17 protein-coding genes are annotated in these 20,931 nt (G+C 69.4%); 12 read left to right on the forward strand and 5 right to left on the reverse strand.

Going from position 1 to position 20,931, the window contains the following annotated elements:
* Positions 1–322: 322 nt before the first annotated feature.
* Together KZ829_RS14805 and KZ829_RS14810 are read right to left on the reverse strand one after the other, a co-directional pair.
* Positions 323–1,168 carry a sigma-70 family RNA polymerase sigma factor gene (locus KZ829_RS14805; protein ID WP_220144472.1) on the reverse strand — a complete coding sequence of 282 codons (846 nt, stop codon included), beginning with the start codon at positions 1,166–1,168 and terminating at the stop codon, positions 323–325.
* Complete coding sequence (locus KZ829_RS14810) at positions 1,165–1,521, reverse strand: VOC family protein (RefSeq protein ID WP_246635682.1); 357 nt, start codon at positions 1,519–1,521, stop codon at positions 1,165–1,167. The genes KZ829_RS14805 and KZ829_RS14810 overlap by 4 nt, the downstream gene beginning before the upstream one ends.
* 75 nt (positions 1,522–1,596) lie before the next feature.
* Between KZ829_RS14810 and KZ829_RS14815 the strand changes: the two genes are divergently transcribed.
* Entirely contained in the window at positions 1,597–2,385 is a 789-nt protein-coding gene (locus KZ829_RS14815) for a sulfite exporter TauE/SafE family protein (RefSeq protein ID WP_246635645.1), read from the forward strand.
* Positions 2,386–2,491: 106 nt separating this feature from the next.
* Here KZ829_RS14815 and KZ829_RS14820 read toward each other — a convergent pair whose 3' ends face one another.
* The 3 genes from KZ829_RS14820 to KZ829_RS14830 all read right to left on the reverse strand — a co-directional run bounded on the left by KZ829_RS14820 (position 2,492) and on the right by KZ829_RS14830 (position 6,423).
* Entirely contained in the window at positions 2,492–4,096 is a 1,605-nt protein-coding gene (locus KZ829_RS14820) for a methyl-accepting chemotaxis protein (RefSeq protein WP_220144474.1), read from the reverse strand.
* The gene (gene chvE, locus KZ829_RS14825) at positions 4,096–5,181 is read right to left on the reverse strand and encodes a multiple monosaccharide ABC transporter substrate-binding protein (RefSeq protein WP_308285490.1); all 1,086 of its coding nucleotides are present in this window, start codon (positions 5,179–5,181) and stop codon (positions 4,096–4,098) included. The genes KZ829_RS14820 and chvE overlap by 1 nt, the downstream gene beginning before the upstream one ends.
* Positions 5,182–5,256: 75 nt before the next feature.
* Positions 5,257–6,423 (reverse strand): serine hydrolase domain-containing protein, encoded by a 1,167-nt coding sequence (locus KZ829_RS14830; protein ID WP_220144475.1) that lies wholly within the window; start codon positions 6,421–6,423, stop codon positions 5,257–5,259.
* A 113-nt stretch (positions 6,424–6,536) separates the two neighbouring features.
* Between KZ829_RS14830 and KZ829_RS14835 the strand changes: the two genes are divergently transcribed.
* The 11 genes from KZ829_RS14835 (at position 6,537) to KZ829_RS14885 (ending at position 20,873) form a co-directional block, all read left to right on the forward strand.
* Complete coding sequence (locus KZ829_RS14835) at positions 6,537–7,325, forward strand: bestrophin-like domain (RefSeq protein WP_220144476.1); 789 nt, start codon at positions 6,537–6,539, stop codon at positions 7,323–7,325.
* A gap of 62 nt (positions 7,326–7,387) precedes the next feature.
* Positions 7,388–9,487: a glycogen debranching protein GlgX gene (gene glgX / locus KZ829_RS14840; RefSeq protein WP_220144477.1), complete on the forward strand. Its 2,100-nt coding sequence runs from the start codon at positions 7,388–7,390 to the stop codon at positions 9,485–9,487.
* Complete coding sequence (locus KZ829_RS14845) at positions 9,484–11,664, forward strand: AGE family epimerase/isomerase (RefSeq protein ID WP_220144478.1); 2,181 nt, start codon at positions 9,484–9,486, stop codon at positions 11,662–11,664. The genes glgX and KZ829_RS14845 overlap by 4 nt, the downstream gene beginning before the upstream one ends.
* Positions 11,661–12,524, forward strand: coding sequence for a type 1 glutamine amidotransferase domain-containing protein (locus KZ829_RS14850; protein ID WP_220144479.1), 864 nt, complete (start codon positions 11,661–11,663; stop codon positions 12,522–12,524). The genes KZ829_RS14845 and KZ829_RS14850 overlap by 4 nt, the downstream gene beginning before the upstream one ends.
* Positions 12,521–13,120, forward strand: a complete 600-nt coding sequence (locus KZ829_RS14855; protein WP_220144480.1) for a DJ-1/PfpI family protein — start codon at positions 12,521–12,523, stop codon at positions 13,118–13,120. Before KZ829_RS14850 ends, KZ829_RS14855 begins: the two co-directional genes overlap by 4 nt.
* Positions 13,117–14,844, forward strand: a complete 1,728-nt coding sequence (locus tag KZ829_RS14860; protein WP_220144481.1) for a thiamine pyrophosphate-binding protein — start codon at positions 13,117–13,119, stop codon at positions 14,842–14,844. Before KZ829_RS14855 ends, KZ829_RS14860 begins: the two co-directional genes overlap by 4 nt.
* Positions 14,841–15,254, forward strand: a complete 414-nt coding sequence (locus KZ829_RS14865) for a hypothetical protein (RefSeq protein ID WP_220144482.1) — start codon at positions 14,841–14,843, stop codon at positions 15,252–15,254. The genes KZ829_RS14860 and KZ829_RS14865 overlap by 4 nt, the downstream gene beginning before the upstream one ends.
* Positions 15,251–15,682, forward strand: coding sequence for an ester cyclase (locus KZ829_RS14870; RefSeq protein WP_220144483.1), 432 nt, complete (start codon positions 15,251–15,253; stop codon positions 15,680–15,682). Before KZ829_RS14865 ends, KZ829_RS14870 begins: the two co-directional genes overlap by 4 nt.
* A gap of 40 nt (positions 15,683–15,722) precedes the next feature.
* On the forward strand, positions 15,723–16,097 hold the full coding sequence (locus KZ829_RS14875) for a nuclear transport factor 2 family protein (RefSeq protein WP_220144484.1): 375 nt from the start codon (positions 15,723–15,725) through the stop codon (positions 16,095–16,097).
* Complete coding sequence (locus tag KZ829_RS14880; RefSeq protein WP_246635686.1) at positions 16,097–16,507, forward strand: VOC family protein; 411 nt, start codon at positions 16,097–16,099, stop codon at positions 16,505–16,507. Before KZ829_RS14875 ends, KZ829_RS14880 begins: the two co-directional genes overlap by 1 nt.
* A gap of 172 nt (positions 16,508–16,679) precedes the next feature.
* Positions 16,680–20,873, forward strand: a complete 4,194-nt coding sequence (locus KZ829_RS14885; RefSeq protein ID WP_220144486.1) for a tetratricopeptide repeat protein — start codon at positions 16,680–16,682, stop codon at positions 20,871–20,873.
* Positions 20,874–20,931: the final 58 nt, after the last annotated feature.

Genomic DNA, 20,931 nt, shown 5'->3' on the forward strand with positions numbered 1-20,931 from the left:
CTCGGAGAGTCGATACCAGCGAAAGTGGGCATCAACCGGCCGCGACGCAGCGAGCCGCAACTCGTCTGATCAGCGACCGGTCAGACGAGGCGAGTGCGATTGGCGGCAAACAATGTCATGCGCGCACCGTACCAGGCCACCAACCAAAACCATTCTTTGCGGTACGCCTACGTGTGCCGCCCGTGGCAGGCGGCGATCCAGCTGCCTACTCCCGCCTGTGCCGCCCGCGCCGGGCGTAGATCGGTGGTCCGGCCGGCTCCCAGAGCTGTCTCACGCCAGTTGACAAAGCGCTCAGAGCCGGCCGAGGGGTTCCGGGCCGGCCCTACTGGAGAGCGGCGAGTTTCACCGGGTCGGTGATGATGTGGATGGCGGTGATCCGGCCTTCGGCGACCTCGAAGGCGACGGCCGAGAGCGGTGTTCCGTCGGCACGCAGGGAGATGTGCCCGGGGCGGCCGTCGAGCAGCACCGGACGATGGCCGGCCACCTCGCCGGAGAACCTGCGGGCGCCGGCCGCGACCTCGGTGGCGCCGATGGTGACGATCATGCCGCCGGGCGTGTCCACGGTCAGTTTCACGTTCGGGTCCAGGACCCGTAGGAGCGCCTCGAAGTCGCCGGCGAGGGCGGCGGCCCGGAACGCCTCGACCACCTGCCGGTGCTCGCGGCCGGGGCCCGCCGGCCGGTCCGTGGCACGGACCTTCCGGCGGGCGCGGCTGGCGATCATCTTGGTGGCGTCGGCCGACTTCCCGAGGATCTGCCCGATCTCCTGGAACGGCACCGCGAACATGTCGTGCAGGACGAACGCCAGCCGTTCGCTCGGGGTGAGCGAGTCGAGCACCACGAGCAGGGCGACGCCGACCGCGTCGGCGAGCATCGCCTGCTCGTCCGGCGCGGGCTCGTCGGCGGGGGTCACCACGAGGTCGTACTCGCTCTCGGGGTGTGCCCGCCGGGATCGCAGCAGGTCCAGGCTGAGGCGGCCGACCACCGTGGTCAGCCACCCGGCCAGGTTGTCGATGGCCGTCGCGTCCTGGCGGGCGAGGCGGATCCACGCCTCCTGGACCACGTCCTCGGCGTCGGCGTGCGAGCCCAGCATCCGGTACGCGACGGCGCGCAGCCGGTCACGCTGGGCTTCGAACACCTCGGCCGGCAGGCCGGACGGCTCATCGGTCATCGGGCGCGCTGCTCCCGGAGTGCGATCCGGTTGCCGTCCGGGTCGATCGCCTCGACGCGGACGCCGAACGGGTAGTCCGCGGGCTCGGACTCGAAGGCGACGCCGCGCCCGCGCATGGCCTCGAAATCCTTGCGCAGGTCGTCGGATTCGAGGAACACCGGGCTGGGTGTGCCCGGGTTTCCGGCGGCCGCCGGGTACGGCCAGAGGAGCAGCTGCACGGGGCTGCCGGGGACACCGACGGTGAGGAAACGGCCCTCGGGCCCCGGGTGGTCGATCCGCTTCTCCAGGCCGAGGCCCTCGGTGTAGAACTCCAGCGCGCGGTCCTGGTCGGTGACGTTGATAGTCACGTACATGAGGTTGATCAGCATATCCCCATGACGAGCGCCGCCGGGGAAAGGTAACAGGGCCCGGTCACTAATATGTCGATCATGCTGAGCTGGCAGACCGGACTCAGTGGCTTCCTCGCCGGGCTCCTGATCTCGATCGTCACCGCGCCGGTCGGTGTGTCGGGCGCGGTGTTCCTGCTGTCGGTCCAGCTCAGCGTGCTGAACGTGCCCAGTCCGGCGGTCACCCCCACGAATCTGCTGTACAACGTCGTCTCCGGGCCGGGTGCGCTGGCCCGGTACCGCCGCAACGGGCAGCTCACCGGTCCGCTGGCCCGGCTGCTGATCGCCGGCACGGTCCCCGGCGTGATCCTGGGAGCGCTGATCCGGGTATTCGCCATCCCCGGGCCCCGGGTGTTCCGGCTGGTCGCCGCCGCGGTGCTGCTCCCGCTGGGGCTGTGGCTCTGCGCCCGGGCGGTGCGCCCCGGCGTCCGCGATCGGCCGCCGCTGTCGCGGCGCACCATCCTCGGTCTGAGCATCGCCACCGGTACGGTCGGCGGCATATACGGCATCGGCGGCGGCTCCGTCCTCGGTCCGATCCTGGCCGGCCGCGGCACGCCGATGTCCCGGATCGCGCCGGCCGCCCTGGCCTCCACGTTCGTCACCTCGATCGCCGGCGCGGCCACCTACGGCGTCCTCGCCCTGGTCACCAGCGGCGACATCGCCCCGCACTGGGCTCTCGGCGTGCTCTGCGGGGCCGGCGGTCTGCTCGGCGGCTACCTGGGCGCCCGGCTCCAGCCCTACCTGCCGGAGCGGGCCCTGCGCCTACTGCTGGGCGGGCTCGCCACCGCCCTCGCGGTCCTCTATCTGGTCCAGGGCCTGACCCTGGCCTGAGCCGCGCGGCTCCTAGGCCCCGAAGGTCGCCTTCCACGCGAACGGCCGCGACCGGCGAGGCCTGGGGTAGGCCTCGCCGGTCGCGGCAACTTCACACTCGGAGCGATCAGGTACGGAAGCGCGCCACCAGGGTCTGCAACTCGTTGGCCATCGTGCTCAGCTCGGTGACCGCCTGCCGGGACTGGGCGGCACCCTCGGTGGTCCGCTCGGAGGCGGACGCCAGCCCGGCCACACCACCCGCGATGGTCTCCGCGCCGTCGGCGACCGCGGTGATGCCGCGGTTCATCTCGGCGGTGGTGGCGGTCTGCTCCTCCACCGCCGAGGCGATGGTGGTCTGGAAGCTGTTGATCTGCTCGATCACCGAGGTGATCTGGCTGATCGCCTCGACCGCGCCGGCGGTGTCGGACTGGATCGCCGCGACCCGGCGGGTGATGTCCTCGGTGGCCCGGGCGGTCTCCTGCGCGAGGTCCTTGACCTCGGAGGCCACCACGGCGAACCCCTTGCCGGCCTCGCCGGCACGCGCCGCCTCGATGGTGGCGTTGAGGGCGAGCAGGTTGGTCTGCTCGGCGATCGCGGTGATCGCCTGCACCACGCTGGCGATCTCCGCCGACGAGGCGCCCAGCTTGTCGATGTGCACGCTGGTGGACCGGGCCACGTCCACGGCCTGGTTGGCGACGTCGGCCGCCCGGGTGGTGCTCTGCGCGATCTCCCGGATCGACTCGGCCATCTCCTGCGCGCCGGCGGCGACCGCGCCGACGTTCGACGACACCGAGGCGGCGGCGCCGGACATGTCACGGGCCTGCGTGGAGGAGCCGGCGGCGGTCTCCTCGATGGCCCCGGCGGTCATGGTCATCTCCTCGGCGGCGGCCGCCAGGGTGTGTGCCGACGCGGCGGCCTGTGCGACGACCGTACGCATGTTGCTCTGTGCCTCGTCGAGAGCCTGCGCCATCTGGCCGACCTCGTCGTTGGACGTGACGTCCGCGGTGACCGTCAGGTCGCCGTCGGCCATCGCCTTGAGAGCGGTACGCACACGCTCCAGCGGCCGGGTGATGGAGGTGACGATGATCCTCGCGATCAGGATGAGTACGAACGTGCCCACCAGGGCGCTGATGATCAGGACGAGCTGTGCCCGGTCCCGGGTGTCGGCGGCCTCCTGGGTGGCCTCGGCGACCCGGGCGGCGAACAGCGAACGCTCGTTCTCCAGCACCGCGCTCGTCAGGTAGTTGTCGACGTCGATCTGCTCCCAGGCCAGGCGGGCCTCGGCCTGATCGGCCACCGCCCCGCCGACGAACCGCTCGATCACCTGGGTGTAGTCCTGGTAGACCGCCTGAATCCGGCCGACGGCCGCGGTCAGGTCGCCGTCGAGCTCGACGGACTCGAGGTCACCCAGCAGCTTGTCGGCCTCGCCGAGGCGGGCCTTGAGCAGCGCGGTCTGTTCGCTGGCGTCGCCGCGGGTGATCGCCTGGAGGCCATTGACCTTGAGTTCGCTGGCGACCCGGTCGAGGCGCAACACGATCGCGCTGGCGGCGTTGAGGCGGGTGAGACGTTCCGCGGTGTCGTCCGCCACGTGGTTGTTGTAGAGGGTCACGCCGACGCAGGCGCCTACGGCGAGCACGCCGGCCCCGACCAGGGCGGTCAGTTTCGCCCAGACCGGGGCGTCTCGGAGAGCGCTGTTCTTCAGCACCTCGGGCTTCCTTTCGGTGGCGTTCATCAGGCGGCGATCTGCTCGGCGCTGTAGTAGCCGCCGTCGATGAGGACACGCTCGTAGTTCGACTTGTCCACGTTCACCGGCTGCAACAGGAAGGTCGGCACGACCTCGACCCCGTTGTGGTACTGCTTCGTGTCGTTGATCATCGGCTTCTCGTCGCTCAGCACGGCGTCGGTCATCTGGACGGCGACCTTGGCCAGCTCCCGGGTGTCCTTGTAGACGGTCTGGGTCTGCTTGCCGGCGGCGATCAGCTTCACCGAGTCCAGCTCGGCGTCCTGGCCGGTCACCACCGGCAGCGGACGGCCCTTGGTGCCGTAGCCGGCCTCCTCGAGGGCGGCCAGGATGCCGCGGGCGATCCCGTCGTTGGGCGCCAGGACCGCGTCGACGCGGGCACTGCCGTACTCGGACTTCAGCAGCCCGGCCATCCGCTTCTGCCCCACCGCGTTGTCCCAGCGCAGGATCCCGACCCGCTCGAACTTCGTCTCGCCGCTGCGCACCACCAGCTTGCCGGCGGAGATGTACGGCTTGAGCACGCTCATCGCCCCGTTGAAGAAGAAGGTGGCGTTGTTGTCGTCCGGCGACCCGGCGAACAGTTCGATGTTGAACGGACCCTTCGCGGTACGCAGCTTGAGCGCGTCCACGATCGCACCGCCCTGCTCGACACCGACCTTGTAGTTGTCGAACGTCGCGTAGTAGTCGATGTCGCCGCTGTCGCGGATCAGCCGGTCATAGGCGATCACCGGGATGTCGGCGCTGGCCGCCTTGGCGAGCACGCTCTTGAGGGCGGTGCCGTCGATCGCGCCGATCACCAGGGCGCTGACCTTCGCGTCGACCATCTCGTCGATCTGGTCGACCTGCCGCTGAATGTCGTCGTCGGCGTACTGCATGTCGGTGCGGTAGCCGAGCAGCTGGAACTGCTTCACCATGTTCTCGCCGTCGGCGATCCACCGTTCCGAGGTCTTCGTCGGCATGGCCAGCCCGATCACGCCCCGTTCAGCGTCGGCGGCCGTGGTGCCGGACTCGCTGCCGCATGCCGCCGTCGTCGCCAGCAACGCCGCCGTCGCCGCCCATGCCACCCATCGTGCCACCGGAACTCCCCCTGTTCGCGTCGAAGCCGGCTCTTCCGGCTCCGACCCGTAAATCGGCCGCGGCCTACCCCGGCTTTAGGGGTTATCCGGCCCGGTGAGCAACGTGGCGATCCGGTCGGCGATGGTCCGGGCCGCGTTCACCTCCGTGGTGGTGCGGCCGCGGGTGGCGGCGACCGCGATGGCGATGTCCCGGCCGGGCAGATAGGCCTGTACGGCGGAGTAGCCGGCGAACGACGGGGTCTGCTTGATCCAGCCGTCCTCGACGTCGATGCCGAGCCCGTAGTGGCGCTGTTCGGTGTGGTGGACGCAGATCGTCGCCGGGCAGGTCTTGGTGGGGCCGCCGAGGCCGACGGTGCCGGGGTCGAGCAGGGTGCGCTGGGCGCGGGCGGACAGCAGCCGGCCGGTGCCGACGGCGCTTGCCGAGGTGGCGAGGTCGCAGATGTCGGAGGTGAGGATGGCGCCGTGGGCGGTGGTCCAGGACGGGTTCCAGTAGGTGGAGTCCTCGAACCGGCCGCGTTCGGTGGTGTAGGCGTGCAGGACCGGGCCGGGAATGACGGGGCCGTCGGTGCTGATGGTGGTGGTGAGGCCGAGCGGCTCGACGATGTGCCGGTGAGTCAGGCGGTCCAGTGGGGTGCCGGTGACGCGTTGCAGGATGCGGCCGAGGATGACGAAGTTGGCGTGTGAGTAGCTCCAGTTGGTGCCGGGTTCGTACCAGAGCGGCCGGGCCAGGGCGATGTCGATGAGCTGCTGTTCGGTCCATCGCTGGAACGGGTCGGCGTAGAGCCGGTCGATGAACGGCTGGTAGGTGACGTAGTCGGGGTAGCCGGAGGTGCTGCTGCCGAGCATGCGCAGGGTGACCTTGTCGGCGCGAGGCAGCTCCGGGTACCAGCGGGCGATCGGCTCGTCGAGGTCGACGGCGCCCTGGTCGGCCAGTCGCAGGAGCAGAACGGTGAGGTAGGTGATGCCGACCGCTCCGGTACGGAACCGCATGCCGGTGGTGGCCGGGACGCCGGCCATGGACTGCCCGGTCGCGGCGGTCACGACCTCCCTCCCACCGACGGTGACCCGGACGATCGTCGCGCTGAGGCCGAGCTCGCGTTCGGCGGCGCGGGCGATGTCCACGATCGTCGCGGCGGTGCCGTGCGGACGCGCGGACGGTGCGCATCCGGCTTCCGCGGCGCTGGCCGGGGCGGCCAGGCCGAGAGTCGCTGCTACCAACATGGACAGGACGACGCGTCGCATTTGTCCATTGTCGGGGACGTGGCCCGGCGGCGACGGAGATCGCGAAAAGGCGTCCGGCCGGCGTCCGCGAGACAAGAATGCCCAGGAGAAGCCCGTCGGAGGGATGCGGCACGATGGCGAAGTGGCTCGCGGCCGAGGTGCCGGAGTGGCTGCTCCTGATCCTTCTGGTGATCGGGTTACCGGCGTTCATGCTGTTGCTGGAGTCGCTGGTGCACCGGTGGGTGCCGCATTGGCGGCGCGGCGAGCACAACGACGCGACCGGGATCATGCTGTCCGCGGCGGCGGTGGTGTATTCGGTGGCGATCGGCCTGTGCGTGGTGACGCTGTGGGAGAAACGCAACGAGGCCCGGGCGGCCACCGAGGCGGAGGCGATGAATCTGGCCGCGGTGGCCGAGGCGAGCCGGGTGTGCGATCCGGAGGTGCGGGCGGCGATCGACGAGGTCGTGCTGGAATACAACCGGAGTGTTCTGGAGAACTGGTCGAGCCGGATCCACGGCGAGGCGGCGCCGGTGGTCGGTGAGGCGCTCGATACGCTGGCGTCGACGATCAGCACGATCACGCCGAACACCGAGCCGGAGCGCGCGTTCGTGCTGGACGCGGTGCGGCGGCTGGGGGTGGCGACCGAGTTGCGGGCCGACGCCGTACGCCTGGCTCACGAGCAGCAGTTGCCGGACGTGGTGTGGATCTCCGTGCTCACCGGGTCGGTGGTCGTGCTGTCGTTGTGCGTGACCTGCGGCGTCCGGGACGGCCTGCTGCGCCGCGTCCTGGTCGCCGGGGTGGCCGCCACGATCGGGGTCAACGTATTCCTGGCCGTGGAGCTGAACTATCCGTTCGACGGCAGGGTCAGCATCCGTCCGGACAGCTACCGCCACGTCGTGGAGCTTCTGGAGGCCCGCGGCTGAGCGGCCGGTTCCGGTTGCCCGGTAACACGAAAATTGCTCGCGTTACTCCCTAGGCTTCTGGCATGAGCGTCAGCCAGCTCCGCCGGCCGTACGCCGCTGGCGAAGCCCTCTTTCATCCCGAGCCCGGCCGCAGCCATCCCCTCGGAGCCACCCCGGACGACGACGGCGTGAACTACGCGTTCTTCTCCGAACACGCCACCGGCATCGAGCTGCTCGTCTTCGACCAGCCCGGCGACGCCGAACCCGTGCAGACGGTCACCCTCGATCCGGACAGCAACCGCAGCTTCGCCGTCTGGCACGTGTACCTGCGCGGCCAGCGCGCGCCGTCGTTCTACGCCCTCCGGGTGTTCGGCCCGGAAGGTGACGGCGCACGGGAACTCGGCATGCGGTTCGACTCCGGCAAAGTGCTCGCCGACCCGTACGCCCGCGGTCTTGATCGTGGCCGTTGGGACCGGGAGGCGGCCTGCGGGCCCGGCGACACGACGGCCACCTCGCTGCGATGCGCGGTGATCGACGAGCGGTACTACGACTGGCAGGGCGACCAGCCGCTGAACCGCCCGATGTCCGAGATGGTGATCTACGAGATACACGTCGGCGGCTTCACCCGATCACCCGGCTCCGGAGTGGCCCGGCCCGGCACGTTCGCCGCGATCATCGACAAGATCCCCTACCTCACGGCACTCGGTGTCACGGCCGTGGAGCTGCTGCCGGTGTGCGACTTCGACGCGACCGTGAACAACTACTGGGGCTACAGCACCGCCGCATTCTTCGCCCCGCACGCCGACTACTGCGTGGAGCCGCAGGCCGGCCGGCACGTCGCCGAGTTCCGGGACATGGTCAAGGCCCTGCACCGGGCCGGGATCGAGGTCATCCTCGACGTCGTCTTCAACCACACCGACGAGGGCAACCACCTGGGGCCGTTGTTCTGCTGGGCGGGCCTGGACAACGCCAACTACTACTACCTGCACCAGGCCGACCGCCGCTACTACGACGACTACTCCGGTTGCGGCAACACGCTCATGGCCAACCATCCGATCGTCACCAAGATGATCGTGGAATGCCTGGAGTACTGGGTACGGGAGATGCACGTCGACGGCTTCCGCTTCGACGAGGCCGCGGTGCTGACCCGCGGGCCCGGCGGCGCCGTCCTCGACGAACCGCCGGTGGTGTGGCAGATCGAACTGTCCGACACCCTCGCCAACACGAAGATCATCGCCGAGGCGTGGGACGCGGCCGGCGCCTACGAGGTCGGCAGCTACCCCGGATACCGGTGGGCCGAATGGAACGGCCGGTTCCGCGACACCGTCCGCCGGTTCGTACGCGGCGAGCCCGGCCTGATCGGTGAGATGGCCGATTGCATCGGCGGCAGCGCCGACCTCTACCAGGCACGCGGGCACCGGCCGGTCAACAGCGTCAACTTCATCACCTGCCACGACGGATTCACCCTGGCCGACCTGGTCGCCTACGACCGCAAGCACAACGAGGCCAACGGCGAGGACAACCGGGACGGCAACGACGACAACATGAGCTGGAACTGCGGCGTCGAAGGGCCCACCGACGACCCCGGGGTGCTGGCGCTGCGGACCCGGCAGATCAAGAACTTCGCCGTCCTGCTGCTGGTGTCCCGCGGCGTCCCGATGATCACCGCCGGGGACGAGGTGGCCCGCACCCAGCAGGGCAACAACAACGCCTACTGCCAGGACAACCCGATCAGCTGGTTCGACTGGACCGCGGCCGAACAGAACCACGGCCTGTTGCGGTTCTGGACCCAGCTGATCGCGCGGCGCCGCCGCCACGTGGCGTTGCGGCACGACGGGTTCTACACCGGACTGCCCGACGACCGCGGCGTGCCCGACATCCGCTGGCACGGCACCCGGCTCGACCGGCCCGACTGGCAGGACCCGCAGGGCCGCGCCTTCGCCTGCACCCTCGCCGGTCTCGGCGGCGAGCCCGACCTGCACCTGATGATGAACATGCACACCGAGCCGCTGCACTTCGACCTCGACCCGGGACGCCGCTGGGCGCGGGTCCTCGACACCGCGCTCGCCGCACCGGCCGACATCGCCGACTTCGGCGCCGAGCAGCCCGTCACCACCGCCGGCTATCTGGTCACCGCACACAGCATCGTGCTGCTGCGGGCATTATCTGGAGACACACCGTGAACCCTGCCATCGGCCTGGACGAACAGGTCAACCAGATCACCTTCACCTTTTCCGACCTGGTCGCCGGGTACGTCACCGGCTACGACCCGGACACCGACACGGTCGGTCTGCGCACCTCCGACGGGCGCCCGTTCGCCGCCCGGCTCACCTCGACCACCGTCGCGGAGATGCTGCGCAACCTCGGCGAGGCGTACGTCGACGCCAGCGCCCAGATGCGCGGCCTGCTGCAACCCGGCCGGTTCATCCACGTCTACGGCGTCTTCTACCCCAACGAGGCCAACGGCACCGGCTTCGAGGCCAAACACGTCCTCCTGTTCGGCAAGGAGGCCGACGAGTACCGGTTCGAGTCACTGGACTGGTGGCAGCGGCAGGTCCGCGCCATCGCCGACTTCTACCTGCTGGCCGAATTCGGCGGTGCCGGCAACGGCTACGACTTCCGCGGCTACCGCACCGACCTGTCGATGCTCGGCACCAAGGCCCAGTCGATCCGGCAGGAGACCGACACCATCTCCCGGCTCATCTACGGGCTGTCCACCGCCTACCTGCTCAGCGGCGGCCAGGCCTATCTGGACGCGGCCGTCGCCGGCGCCAACTACCTCGTCGAGCACTTCTGCGCCGTGGACCGCAGCCAGCACATCGCCTACTGGTACCACGCCATCGACGTGCTGCCCGACGGCGGCGAACGCAAGATCCTGGCCTCCGAGTTCGGCGACGACTACAACGCCATCCCCTGCTACGAGCAGATCTACGCGGTCGCCGGGCTCACCCAGGTCTACCGGATAACCGGTGAACCGAGACTGCGCGAGATCATCGACCTGACCATCAACCTGTTCCAGAAATACTTCCGCGACCCGGACCGGGGCGGCTACTACTCGCACATCGACCCGGTCACCTTCGACCCGCGCAGCCCCGCCCTGGACACCGACGGTCACACCAACGCCGACCGCAAGAACTGGAACTCCGTCGGCGACCACATCCCCGCCTATCTCATCAACCTCTATCTGGCCACCGGCGAGCAGCGGTACGCCGACATGCTCGAGGACTGCTGCGACACCGTCGTCGGCCACTTCCCCGACTACGACGCCAGCCCGTTCGTACAGGAGAAGTTCTTCGGCGACTGGAGCAAGGACCAGGAGTACGGCCAGCAGCAGAACCGGGCCATCGTCGGCCACAACCTGAAGATCGCCTGGAACCTGATGCGCATGAACAGCCTGCGCCCCAAGGACGAATACGTCGCCCTCGCCACCCGCATCGCCGACCTGATGCCGTCCGTCGGCGCCGACCCGCAACGCGGCGGCTGGTACGACATGGTGGAACGGGTCACCGGCCCCGGCGAACACTTCCACCGTCTCGTGTGGCACGACCGCAAAGCCTGGTGGCAGCAGGAACAGGGCATCCTCGCCTACCTGATCCTGGACGGGCTGCTGCACCGCCCCGAATACGCCAAACAGGCCCGCGAGGGCGCCGCCTTCTACAACGCGTGGATGCTCGACACCGGCGCCGGCGGCGTCTACTTCAACGTCCTCGCCAACGGCACCCCGTTCGAGCTGGGCGGCGAACGCAGCAAGGGCTCGCACTCGATGGCCATGTACCACAGCGCCGAACTCGGCTACCTGGCCGCCGTCTACGGCAACCTGCTGCGCCGCGAAGAACCACTCAACCTGTGGTTCCAGCCCCAGCCCGGCGCGTTCGGCGCCACCCTCCGGGTGGCACCCGACCTGCTGCCACCCGGCCGCGCGCAGATCATGCAGGTCTGGATCAACGGCCACGAACACCACGACTTCGACCCGGACGCGCTCACCGTCACCCTCCCGCACGCCGACCAACCCCAGACGGTACGGGTACGGATGACCCCCGCCGGGCTGGCCTTCAGCGCCGACCTCACCGGCAGTGACGGCGGCCGGGCCGACATCTCCCTGGCCGGCACCCTGAGCCTGAACACCATGCCGGCCCTGCACGCCCGCCTCGACGAGGCCCGCCGGATCGGCTGCACCGCGATCACCCTCGACGCCGCCGACCTGATGCACCTCGACAGCGCGGCGGTCCGCGACCTCGCCCTCACCCGCCAGCACGCCGACTACACGCTCGCCGTCGTCAACGCCACCGGCCAGGTCGCCGAGCAGCTGCGCGACAGCGAACTGATCCAGGAACTCGCGACCACGGGAGGCCCCCGATGAGGAAGGTACTGTTCGTCGTCTCCGAGTGGGGCTACTGGGGCGAGGAGCTGATCGGCCCACTCGAAGCCTGCGACCAGGCCGGGTACGAGGTCGAGTTCGTCACCCCGACCGGCGCCCGGCCCACCCCGCTGGCGGTCAGCATGAGCCCCGGCTTCGTCGACCCGCCGCAGGGCAAATCGGTGACCAGCGACGAGATGGCCCGCAAGACCCGGGAGCTCGACGCCAGCGACCGGCTCGACAAACCACACGACCTCGCCGGATGGCTGCCGGAACGGCCCTACCCCAGCTCACCGACCTACCTGCGCGACAGCGAGGAGTACTACCGCACGATCGAGCGCGTCGTCACCCACGACCTGCCCGCGTACGACGCGCTCGTCATCGTCGGCGGCAGCGGCGCCATGATCGACCTGGCCAACAACCAGCGCCTGCACGAGCTGATCCTCGGCTTCGTCCGCCTCGACCAGCCCGTCGCGGCGGTCTGCTACGGCGTCGCCGCCCTCGCCTTCGCCCGCGACCCGCTGCGCAAACTCAGCATCATCCGCGGCAAACGGGTCACCGGCCATCCGATCGACTACGACTACCACGACGGCACCGGCTTCGAGGGCCCGCACGCCGTCGACGGCTCCAACCGCGGCTTCGGCGACGGGTACGTCGACTTCGGCCCACCGTTCTACCCGCTGGAGTTCATCCTGCGCGACGCGGTCGGCCCCGACGGCGAGTTCATCGGCAACGTCGGCCACGCCGAGTCGGTCATCGTCGACCACCCGTTCATCACGGCCCGCTCCACCGAGTCGTCGGTCGGTTGTGGACGGGCGCTGGTCGACGTGCTCGGCCAGGGACTACGGCGGTACGGCTGGTGACCGGGGCACTGGCCGGGCACCGGATCGCGGTCCTGGTCGAGAGCGACTTCTACGAGCACGAGATCTGGTACTACTCCTACCGGTTCCCGGAGGAGGGCGCCGAACTGCACTTCCTCACCCGCCTCTGGGGCCAGGAGTCGATCACCTTCACCGGCCACGAGTACAAGGCGCCGTTCGTCTGCGCCGATTCCTTCGAGAACATGGACGACGACACGCTGCGGTCCTACTCGGCGATCATCGTGCCGTCCGCCATGGTCAGCGACCGGCTGCGGTACAGCGAGGACCTGGCGAAACTGCCACCGGCCACCGATTTCGTACGCCGTGCCTTCGCCGAACCCCGCATCGTGAAGGGGATCATCTGCCACGGGCTGTGGCTGCTGTCGCGCACCCCCGAACTGGTCCGCGGCCGCCGCCTCACCTGTCACCCCAACCTGTACGGCGACGCCCTCAACATGGGCGCACGCTACGTCGACCAGGACGTGGTGGTCGACGACGATCTGGTCACCGGCCGGACCGGGGCGCAGGCGGGACAGTTCGCCCGTACCGTGATCTCGGAGGTCTTGAAGAGGTCCGCCGTGCCGGTGGGTGTCTCATGACCGCGACCACCGACCGGACCGAGGCCCCGGAACTGCTGGCCACCGGGCACCGCCGCCTGCTCGAACAGCTGCGCGCCGACGGCGTGCGATTCCTGTTCGGCAACCCCGGCTCCAGCGAGGAGGGGCTGCTCGACGAGATCGCCCGCTTCCCCGACATCGACTACGTGCTCGGCCTCCAGGAGGCCGCCGTGGTGTGCACCGCCGACGGCTACGCGCAGGCCACCGGCCGGCCCGGCGTCGTGCTGCTGCACAGCGGCGTCGGGCTCGGCAATGCGGTCGGCAGCCTCTACCACGCGCTGCACCGGCAGACACCGATGCTCGTGATGGCCGGCGAGGCGGGGGTCGCCTACGACGCGCTCGAGGCACACATGTCGGTGAACCTCGTCGACATCGCCGAACCGGTCACCAAGTACGCCACCCGGGTCACCCACCCGGACAGTCTGCTGAGGCTGGTCCGGCGCTGCCTCAAGGTCGCCGCCACCCCGCCGCGCGGACCGGTGTTCCTGGCCCTGCCGCAGGACGTGCTCGACCAGATCTCCGGCGAACCCGTGGTGCCGACCACCGTGCCGGACACCCGGGTCGTCCCGGAACCCGGCGCGATCCAGTCGGCCGCCCGCCTCCTGGCCGGCGCACACAACCCGGTGATCATCGTGGGCGACGGCATCGCCGCCTCCGGAGCGGTCGCCGAACTCACCCGGTTCGCCGAGATCTGGGGCGCCGTGGTGCACGGGGCGATGGCCTCCGAACTGCTCATGCCGTGGACCCATCCACTGTGGGGCGGCCTGACCGGGCACATGTTCGGTGACGGCAGCGCCTCCCTCGTCGCACAGGCCGACGCGGTGCTGATCTGCGGCACCTACGTGTTCCCGGACGTGTTCCCCGACCTGGAGAACCCGTTCCGGCCCGGCGCCACCGTCGTGCACGTCGACCTCGACCCGTACGCCATCGCCAAGAACCATCCGGTGACCACCGGCATGCTCGGCGACCCGCGGCTCACCCTGCACGCCCTGACCGGCGCCCTCGAGGAGGCGATGACCGACCCGCAACGTCACGCCGCCGCCGAACGGGTCCACCGGCGCACCGTCCAGCGCACCGCGGAGGTCGACCGGGCACTGACCGACGACCTCGGCGCCGGCCGCAACGCCGACTCCGCGCCGCTGCGGATGAGCGCCGTCGCCGCCGCCCTGGCCGCCCTGCTCCCGGACGACGCGATCGTCTTCGACGAGGCGCTGACCAATTCACCGGCCCTCACCCGATGGCTGCCACCCACCCGGCCGGGACACTTCTTCCAGACACCCGGCGGAACACTCGGCGTCGGAATCCCCGGCGCCATCGGCGCCAAGATCGCACACCCGGAGCGTACGGTCGTCGGCTTCACCGGCGACGGCGGCGGAATGTACACCTGCCAGGCACTGTGGACCGCCGCCCACCACCGGATCGGCGCCAAGTTCGTGGTCTGCCACAACGGCGGCTACCAGCTGCTCAAGGACAACCTCGAACAGTACCGCCAGGACCATGACGACGATCCCGGCGCCGCTTTCCCGCCGTTCTTCGACGTACGCGAGCCGCGCGTCGACTACGTGAACCTCGCGGCCGGCATGGGTGTGCCGGCCGCCCGGGCCCGGCACGCCGCCGACCTGCCCACCATCCTGCGCACGATGCTCGACCACGACGGCCCGTACCTCGTGGAGGCCGTCCTCGACGATCCTGGAGACACACCGTGACGACCAAGTCCGAAACAATGGCCGACTCCGTGTCCGCCTTCGCCGCGCTCTGGTTCAAGTACCTCGACCAGCACGCCCCGTCCGGGCAGGTGGTCGACTGCCTCGCCACCGACGGCCTGGAGATGGTGTTCCCGGAACGGACGCTGCGTTCCATCGACGACTTCCGCGACTGGTACGCGACGGTCTGCCGCGCCTACACCGACGAGACGCACGTCGTCGAAGAGGTCACCCCCAGCATGGCCGGCGACGACATCAACGTCGACGTGGTCGTGGTGTGGCGGGCCACCCAGACCTCCGACGGCGCCCGGATCGCCATGCGCGCCCGTCAGCGCTGGGTGCTGCGACGCACCCACACCGAGATGGGACTCGCCATCGCCGAGTACCGCGTCGACGAATTGACGTCCCTGTGAGCACCGCCGTCACCACCCTCGACCAGGAGAACGTCGCCCTCGTCCGGCGGGTCACCGACGCCGTCAACGCCCGCCGCTACGACGACATGGACGAGCTGTTCGCCCCGAACTTCGTCGACCACAACCCGGCCTGGAACGTCGACAGCCTCCAGGCGCTCAAGGGCCTGCTCGCCGTCGCGCAGGAGGCCCTCGACTTCCGGGCCGGCCTGGACGCCCTCTACGCCGCCGACGGCGGCCGGGTGATCATGCAGATCACCTTCACCGGCCGGCACATCGCCCCGATCTTCGGCATCCATCCCAGCGGCCTGCCGGTCAGCTGGACCAGCATCGAGGTCTACCGCCTCGAGAACCACAAGATCGTCGAACGCTGGGTCCAGGCCGACACGACCGGGCTGATGCGGCAGGTCGGCGTCCTCATGCCTGAGTAGAACCGCCCTACTGCCTGAGCAGAACCGTCAGGAGACCACGATGAACACCAGACAGATCATCGATCGCTACTACGAACTGGCCAACGCGGGACAGTGGGACGACTGGTGCGACCTGTTCTCCGCCGACACCCGCATGGACGAGCAGCTCGCCGGTCACGTGGAGGGCCGGGAGACGCTGCGGGAGATGATGAAGGGCTTCCCCGAGACGTACGCGAGCTTCGCCAACCGTCCCCGGCACATGGTCGTGTCGGGGACCCAGGCCGCCGTCGTCTCGCACATCTCCGGCCGCACCCGGCACGGTGCCACCGTCGAGGCCGACGTGTGCAACTACTTCGAGATCGCCGACGGGCAGATCACCTACATGTGCAACTGCCACGACACCGTCCCGTTCAAGCCGGTCATGAGCGGGCAGTGATGGTGCGCTGGGCGCACGTCGGCCTCAACTGCCGCGACCAGGAGACGACCGAACGGTTCTACCACGACATGTTCGGGTTCGAACGGTCCCGGGTGGTCACCGCCGGCGGCACCGACATTGTGTTCCTGCGGCAGGGCGACGTCCATCTGGAACTGTTCGACGCGGCCCGCGAGTCACCGGAGAGCTTCGGCGCCGACGGGCCGCAGCATCCCGGCATGGTGCGGCACCTCGCCTTCCAGGTCGAGGACCTCGACGACTTCCTCGCCCAGGTCCCCGGCGACCTGGACGTGTCGCTCGGGCCGCTGGCCTTCGACGAGTTCATCCCCGGCTGGCGCACCGTCTGGGTGAAGGACCCCGACGGCGTCATCGTCGAGATCAGCCAGGGCTACACCGACCAGCCGGAACGCTGACCGACCGCCTGGGCCGCGCTCAGCCGGCCCAGGCAGTCGGTCCAGCCCTTGCGGTGCGTGACGTCGTCCCCACGGCGCCGGGCCGGCGTTCCGTTGAGACACCACCCAGGACCAGCCCGCGAAGCCCTGTCCGCCAGTTATGAGGTGAGGCGGGTGAGGGAGGTCTGCGCGGGTGGTTACCGGTCTGGTTCTGGATGCTGCCGGGTTCGAGGTGCTGGTCGCCGGGAAACCGGTGGGCGCGCGTCGTCCCCTGGGGCCTGCCGACGTCGAGCTGCTGCAGGGTGTGGCCGCCGAGTATGTGGACGCGGTCCACTCGGACGCTGATGACGCGGTCTTCGTCGCGCTGGGCCGGAAGCTGTTCGCGTGGATCGGCGGTGATGAGGTCCAGTTCAGGACGCCGCTGGTGTTCGAGGTGAGGGCTTCGGCATCACCGTCGGCGGCGGAGTGGGCCGTGTTGCGGGCACCGTGGGAGGTACTCGCCGATCAGCACGGATTCCTGGCCGCCGATGAGCTGAGACGGTACGAGGTGGTGCGCCGGCTGGGGGCCCCGAACGACGCCCCGCCGCTCGACGACTTGCGGCTGGGACTGATGTTCATGGCCTCGGCGCCCCGCGGCCAGCGCGAACTCGACTTCGAGGCCGAGGAGTCCGCCATCCTCACCGCGGTCGGCGACACCCGGGTCGATCTGGTCGTGGAGGACACCGGCGACCCGGATCAGTTGGGGCAGCGGTGGGCCGACCTCGGCGGGCTGCCGGTGCTGCACCTGTCCTGTCACGGGGTCAACAACTGGCGGACCTCGCCGGATCAGCCCAGGATGGCGGTGCTGATGATGGAGAACGAGATCGGCGACGCCTCGCCGGTCACCGCAGCGGCCCTGGTCCGGCGGCTGCCGATGATGCCCCGGCTGATGTTCGTCTCGGCGTGCCTGACAGCGACGGCCGCGGACGCGGAGGGCTACATGCCACCCGGCCCCGACCACCGCTCCACGGACACGGCCGCCGCGTCGACGACCCCGGTTCCGGTGGTGCCGGTGGCCCATTCGCTGTCCACCGGCTTGGTGACTGCGGGAGTGCCAGCGGTAATCGGCTGGGACGGTTCGGTCACCGACGGCGCCGCGACCTTGTTCGCCCAGCACCTCTATCAACAGTTGGGCTTACGGCAGGACCTGGCGGCCGCGGTGGGCGACGCGCGCCGAAAGCTGCTGGCGTGCGACCAGCCGCGTCTACGGGCGGACTGGCATCTGGCCCGGATCTGGCTGGGCCCGGCCGGCGGCGGCCCGGTGGTCGGCGGAACGCGCAAGCGCCCGAGGCTGTCGGCACAACAGGGCAGGAAGACGTTCCTCGACCTCAAACGACAGCATGTGCCGGTGGCGACGGCCCAGATGTTCGTCGGCCGCCGCCGTGAGATGCGCCAGGCGTTGCGCGCGCTACGCGGCAACGAGCACTCCGGCGTGCTGCTGCACGGCCAGGGCCGCCTGGGCAAGTCAAGCCTCGCCGCGCGGCTGGCGGACCGCTTCACCGACCGCTCGGTTGCGGTGGTGTTCGGCGACTACACGGCGATGGCGGTGCTGGACGCGATCGCCGCGGCGGTCGAGGACAACCCTGCCGCACGGTCACTGGTCAAGGAGCGACGGGCGGAGGTTCGCGAGGACCAGGAATCACTGCACTGGCTGCTGGTGGATCTGCTGTCCGGCCCATGCGCGCAGGTCGGCAAGGACGGGCAGCGCCCTCTGCTGTTGATCATCGACGACCTGGAACAGATCCTCGAAGAGCAGCCGGATGGCCCGCATCGCGTGGCCTCCGGGTATGCGCCGGTGCTGGCGGCGGTGCTGCGGGCATTCGACCCCGACCGGGGCGACAGCCGGCTCATGGTGACCAGCCGGTTCACGTTCGGTCTGGACGGGCTGCCGGAACGACTGGAACCGGTGCAGTTGGCGCCACTGTCGCCGGTGGCGCAGCGGAAACTGGCGGTGCGGCAGCGAGCGGTGCCGACCGAGGAACTGCGGGAGTCACGGGCCGACTTGGCAGCCCGTGCGGTGGCGGTCAGCCGGGGGAACCCCGGCCTACAGGACCTGGTCGCGTTACGGCTGGTCTACAGCCCACAGGTCGACGACGCCCGTGCCGAGCAAGCCGTGGCCGAGATGGAGTCATACCTGGACCGTGGCGATCTGCCCGCCGACGCAGATGTCCGACCCTTCGTGGAGAACCTGGCCCTGGACGCCCTGATCGATCAGGCCGGGCCTACCCACATCGCCCTGCTGCGCTCCTTGACCCTGTTCGACCTGCCGATGCCGACGGCGGTCACCGAACTACTGGAGACCCGCGCCCGCGGGTCGGTGCAGCGCCTGCGGGGCCTGGGATTGGCCGATGCCTTCCCCGACATCCGCGATCCGGGCGCCCCTGCGACCGCGGTCAGCGCGCTGGCTGCCGGCCGGATCGCGCCACTGACCGTTATCGAACAGAGTGAACTGGCAGCGGCGGTCGTGCGGCCCCTGCTCACCGCATGGGGCGGCCCGGAACAGCAGCGATACTGGGATCCCGTCGTGGACCTCCAGCTAACCTTGCTGGCGGTGCAGGCTGATGCGCCTGAGGTCATCGAGTTGTGCGCCGCGGATGCGGTGCGAGCCCTACTGACAGGGCCCGCCGACCGAGCGTTCGCGCTCGGGCGAGAGGCCATCGCAGTGCTCGACCGCCACGCCACGTCTACGCCGCTCCTGCTACTTCGCCGGGCGGCTGAGGCGGCGCAGGTCGCGGGTGAGGGTGACGCCGCCGTTACGCTGTCCGACCGGGCTGTCCAGCAGGCCACCGCCGGAGGCGACGCGGTCGCCCCGCTGGAACTCGCCCGGGTCATCGGCGAACACGCCAAACGGCTGTCGACGCGCGGCGAGCCGGAGCGCGCCGAACAGTTGCTCTACCAGGCTAAAGACATATTCAGCGCTGCTGGTTCCGAATGGGAGGCCGCATCCGCGTGGGGCAGTATCGCCGACATCCACTACCAGCGCGGCGACTACGACGAAGCCCTCCGCATCCACTACGAGATCGAACTGCCGGTCTTCGAACGGATCGGCGACATCAGCGCCGTCGCTCAGGTCTGGAGCGGCATCGCCGACATCCTCGACCAGCGTGGTGACCACGACGAAGCCCTCCGCATCCGCCACGAAAAACAACTTCCCGTCTTCGAGCGGCTCGGCGATGCTCGCTCCGCCGCTGTCACCTGGAGCAGAATCGCCGACACCTTCCAGCAGCGCGGCGACTACGACGAAGCCCTCCGCATCCGCCGTGAAATCGAACTACCGACTTACGAACGACTGGGTTACACCAGCTCCATCGCCAACGCCTGGGGCAAAATCGCCGACATCCACTATCTGCGCGGCGACGACGACGAAGCCCTCCGGATCCACCAGGAAATCGAACTACCGGCATACGAACGACTCGGCGACCCCCGCGAAACAGCTATGGTCTGGGGCAAGATCGGGCGCATTCTCCACCGTAGCGGCAACCACGACGAAGCCCTCCGCGTCTATCGAGAGATGACGCTACCCGCCTTCGAGAGTCTCGGCGACACTCGCTCCGCCGCCGTCGCCTGGGGCGACATCGCCGACGTCCTCCACGACCGCGGCGATCACGACGGAGCCCTCCGCATCCGCCAGGAAATCGAACTACCGGCATACGAACGACTCGGCGACGTCCGCTCCACCGCCATCACATGGGGCAACATCGCCGACATCTTCCACCAGCGCGGCGACCACGACAAAGCCCTTCACATCCGCCAGGAAATCGAACTACCGGCATACGAACGACTCGGCGACGTCCGCTCCACCGCCGTCGCCTGGGGCGACATCGCCAACATCCTCCGCCAACGCGGCGACCACGACGAAGCCCTCCGCATCCTCAACGAAAGACAGCTTCCCGTCTTCGAACGACTCGGCGATGCCCGCTCCACCGCTATTACCTGGAGCAACATCGCCAACATCCTCCGCCAACGCGGCGACCACGACGAAGCCCTCCGCATCGAGCAGGAGAGATCGCTACCGGTCTTCCAGCGGATAGGGGACATGGAAGGCACCGTGACCACCATGTGGTCGATTGCGCAGAGCCAGCTACTAGGACGAGACATCGAGGCCGCGTTGACCACCCTGGAAGAAGCATTCAAGATCCTCGTCCGACTGCAACGCCCCGGCGAGGTCGCCACCGTCGGCGGCACACTCGGCCAACTCCTGGCGGCTGTCGGAGAACTGGAGACTGCACGGCAGGTTTACCAGACAAGCCTCGAAGCGGCGCGCGAGATCGGATCCGGAATCCTCGTGGAGCAGATCAGTACTCTGTTACGCGAGCTCGACTCCAAGACTCCGCCGGAAGCGGATTGACGCCACTTCTCGAAAGGCGGGGTCCAGCGGTGGCCGGGCACGGCATCAACCGTGCCCG

The sequence above is a fragment of the Actinoplanes hulinensis genome (assembly GCF_019429605.1).
Taxonomy (GTDB): domain Bacteria; phylum Actinomycetota; class Actinomycetes; order Mycobacteriales; family Micromonosporaceae; genus Actinoplanes; species Actinoplanes campanulatus.

Excerpts from the sequence above, each read along its gene's own strand:
- KZ829_RS14805 (WP_220144472.1), bottom strand. The coding sequence starts at position 1,168 with ATGACCGATGAGCCGTCCGGCCTGCCGGCCGAGGTGTTCGAAGCCCAG.
- KZ829_RS14810 (WP_246635682.1), bottom strand. The coding sequence starts at position 1,521 with ATGTACGTGACTATCAACGTCACCGACCAGGACCGCGCGCTGGAGTTC.
- KZ829_RS14815 (WP_246635645.1), top strand. The coding sequence starts at position 1,597 with ATGCTGAGCTGGCAGACCGGACTCAGTGGCTTCCTCGCCGGGCTCCTG.
- KZ829_RS14820 (WP_220144474.1), bottom strand. The coding sequence starts at position 4,096 with ATGAACGCCACCGAAAGGAAGCCCGAGGTGCTGAAGAACAGCGCTCTC.
- KZ829_RS14830 (WP_220144475.1), bottom strand. The coding sequence starts at position 6,423 with ATGCGACGCGTCGTCCTGTCCATGTTGGTAGCAGCGACTCTCGGCCTG.
- KZ829_RS14835 (WP_220144476.1), top strand. The coding sequence starts at position 6,537 with ATGGCGAAGTGGCTCGCGGCCGAGGTGCCGGAGTGGCTGCTCCTGATC.
- glgX (WP_220144477.1), top strand. The coding sequence starts at position 7,388 with ATGAGCGTCAGCCAGCTCCGCCGGCCGTACGCCGCTGGCGAAGCCCTC.
- KZ829_RS14850 (WP_220144479.1), top strand. The coding sequence starts at position 11,661 with ATGAGGAAGGTACTGTTCGTCGTCTCCGAGTGGGGCTACTGGGGCGAG.
- KZ829_RS14860 (WP_220144481.1), top strand. The coding sequence starts at position 13,117 with ATGACCGCGACCACCGACCGGACCGAGGCCCCGGAACTGCTGGCCACC.
- KZ829_RS14875 (WP_220144484.1), top strand. The coding sequence starts at position 15,723 with ATGAACACCAGACAGATCATCGATCGCTACTACGAACTGGCCAACGCG.
- KZ829_RS14880 (WP_246635686.1), top strand. The coding sequence starts at position 16,097 with ATGGTGCGCTGGGCGCACGTCGGCCTCAACTGCCGCGACCAGGAGACG.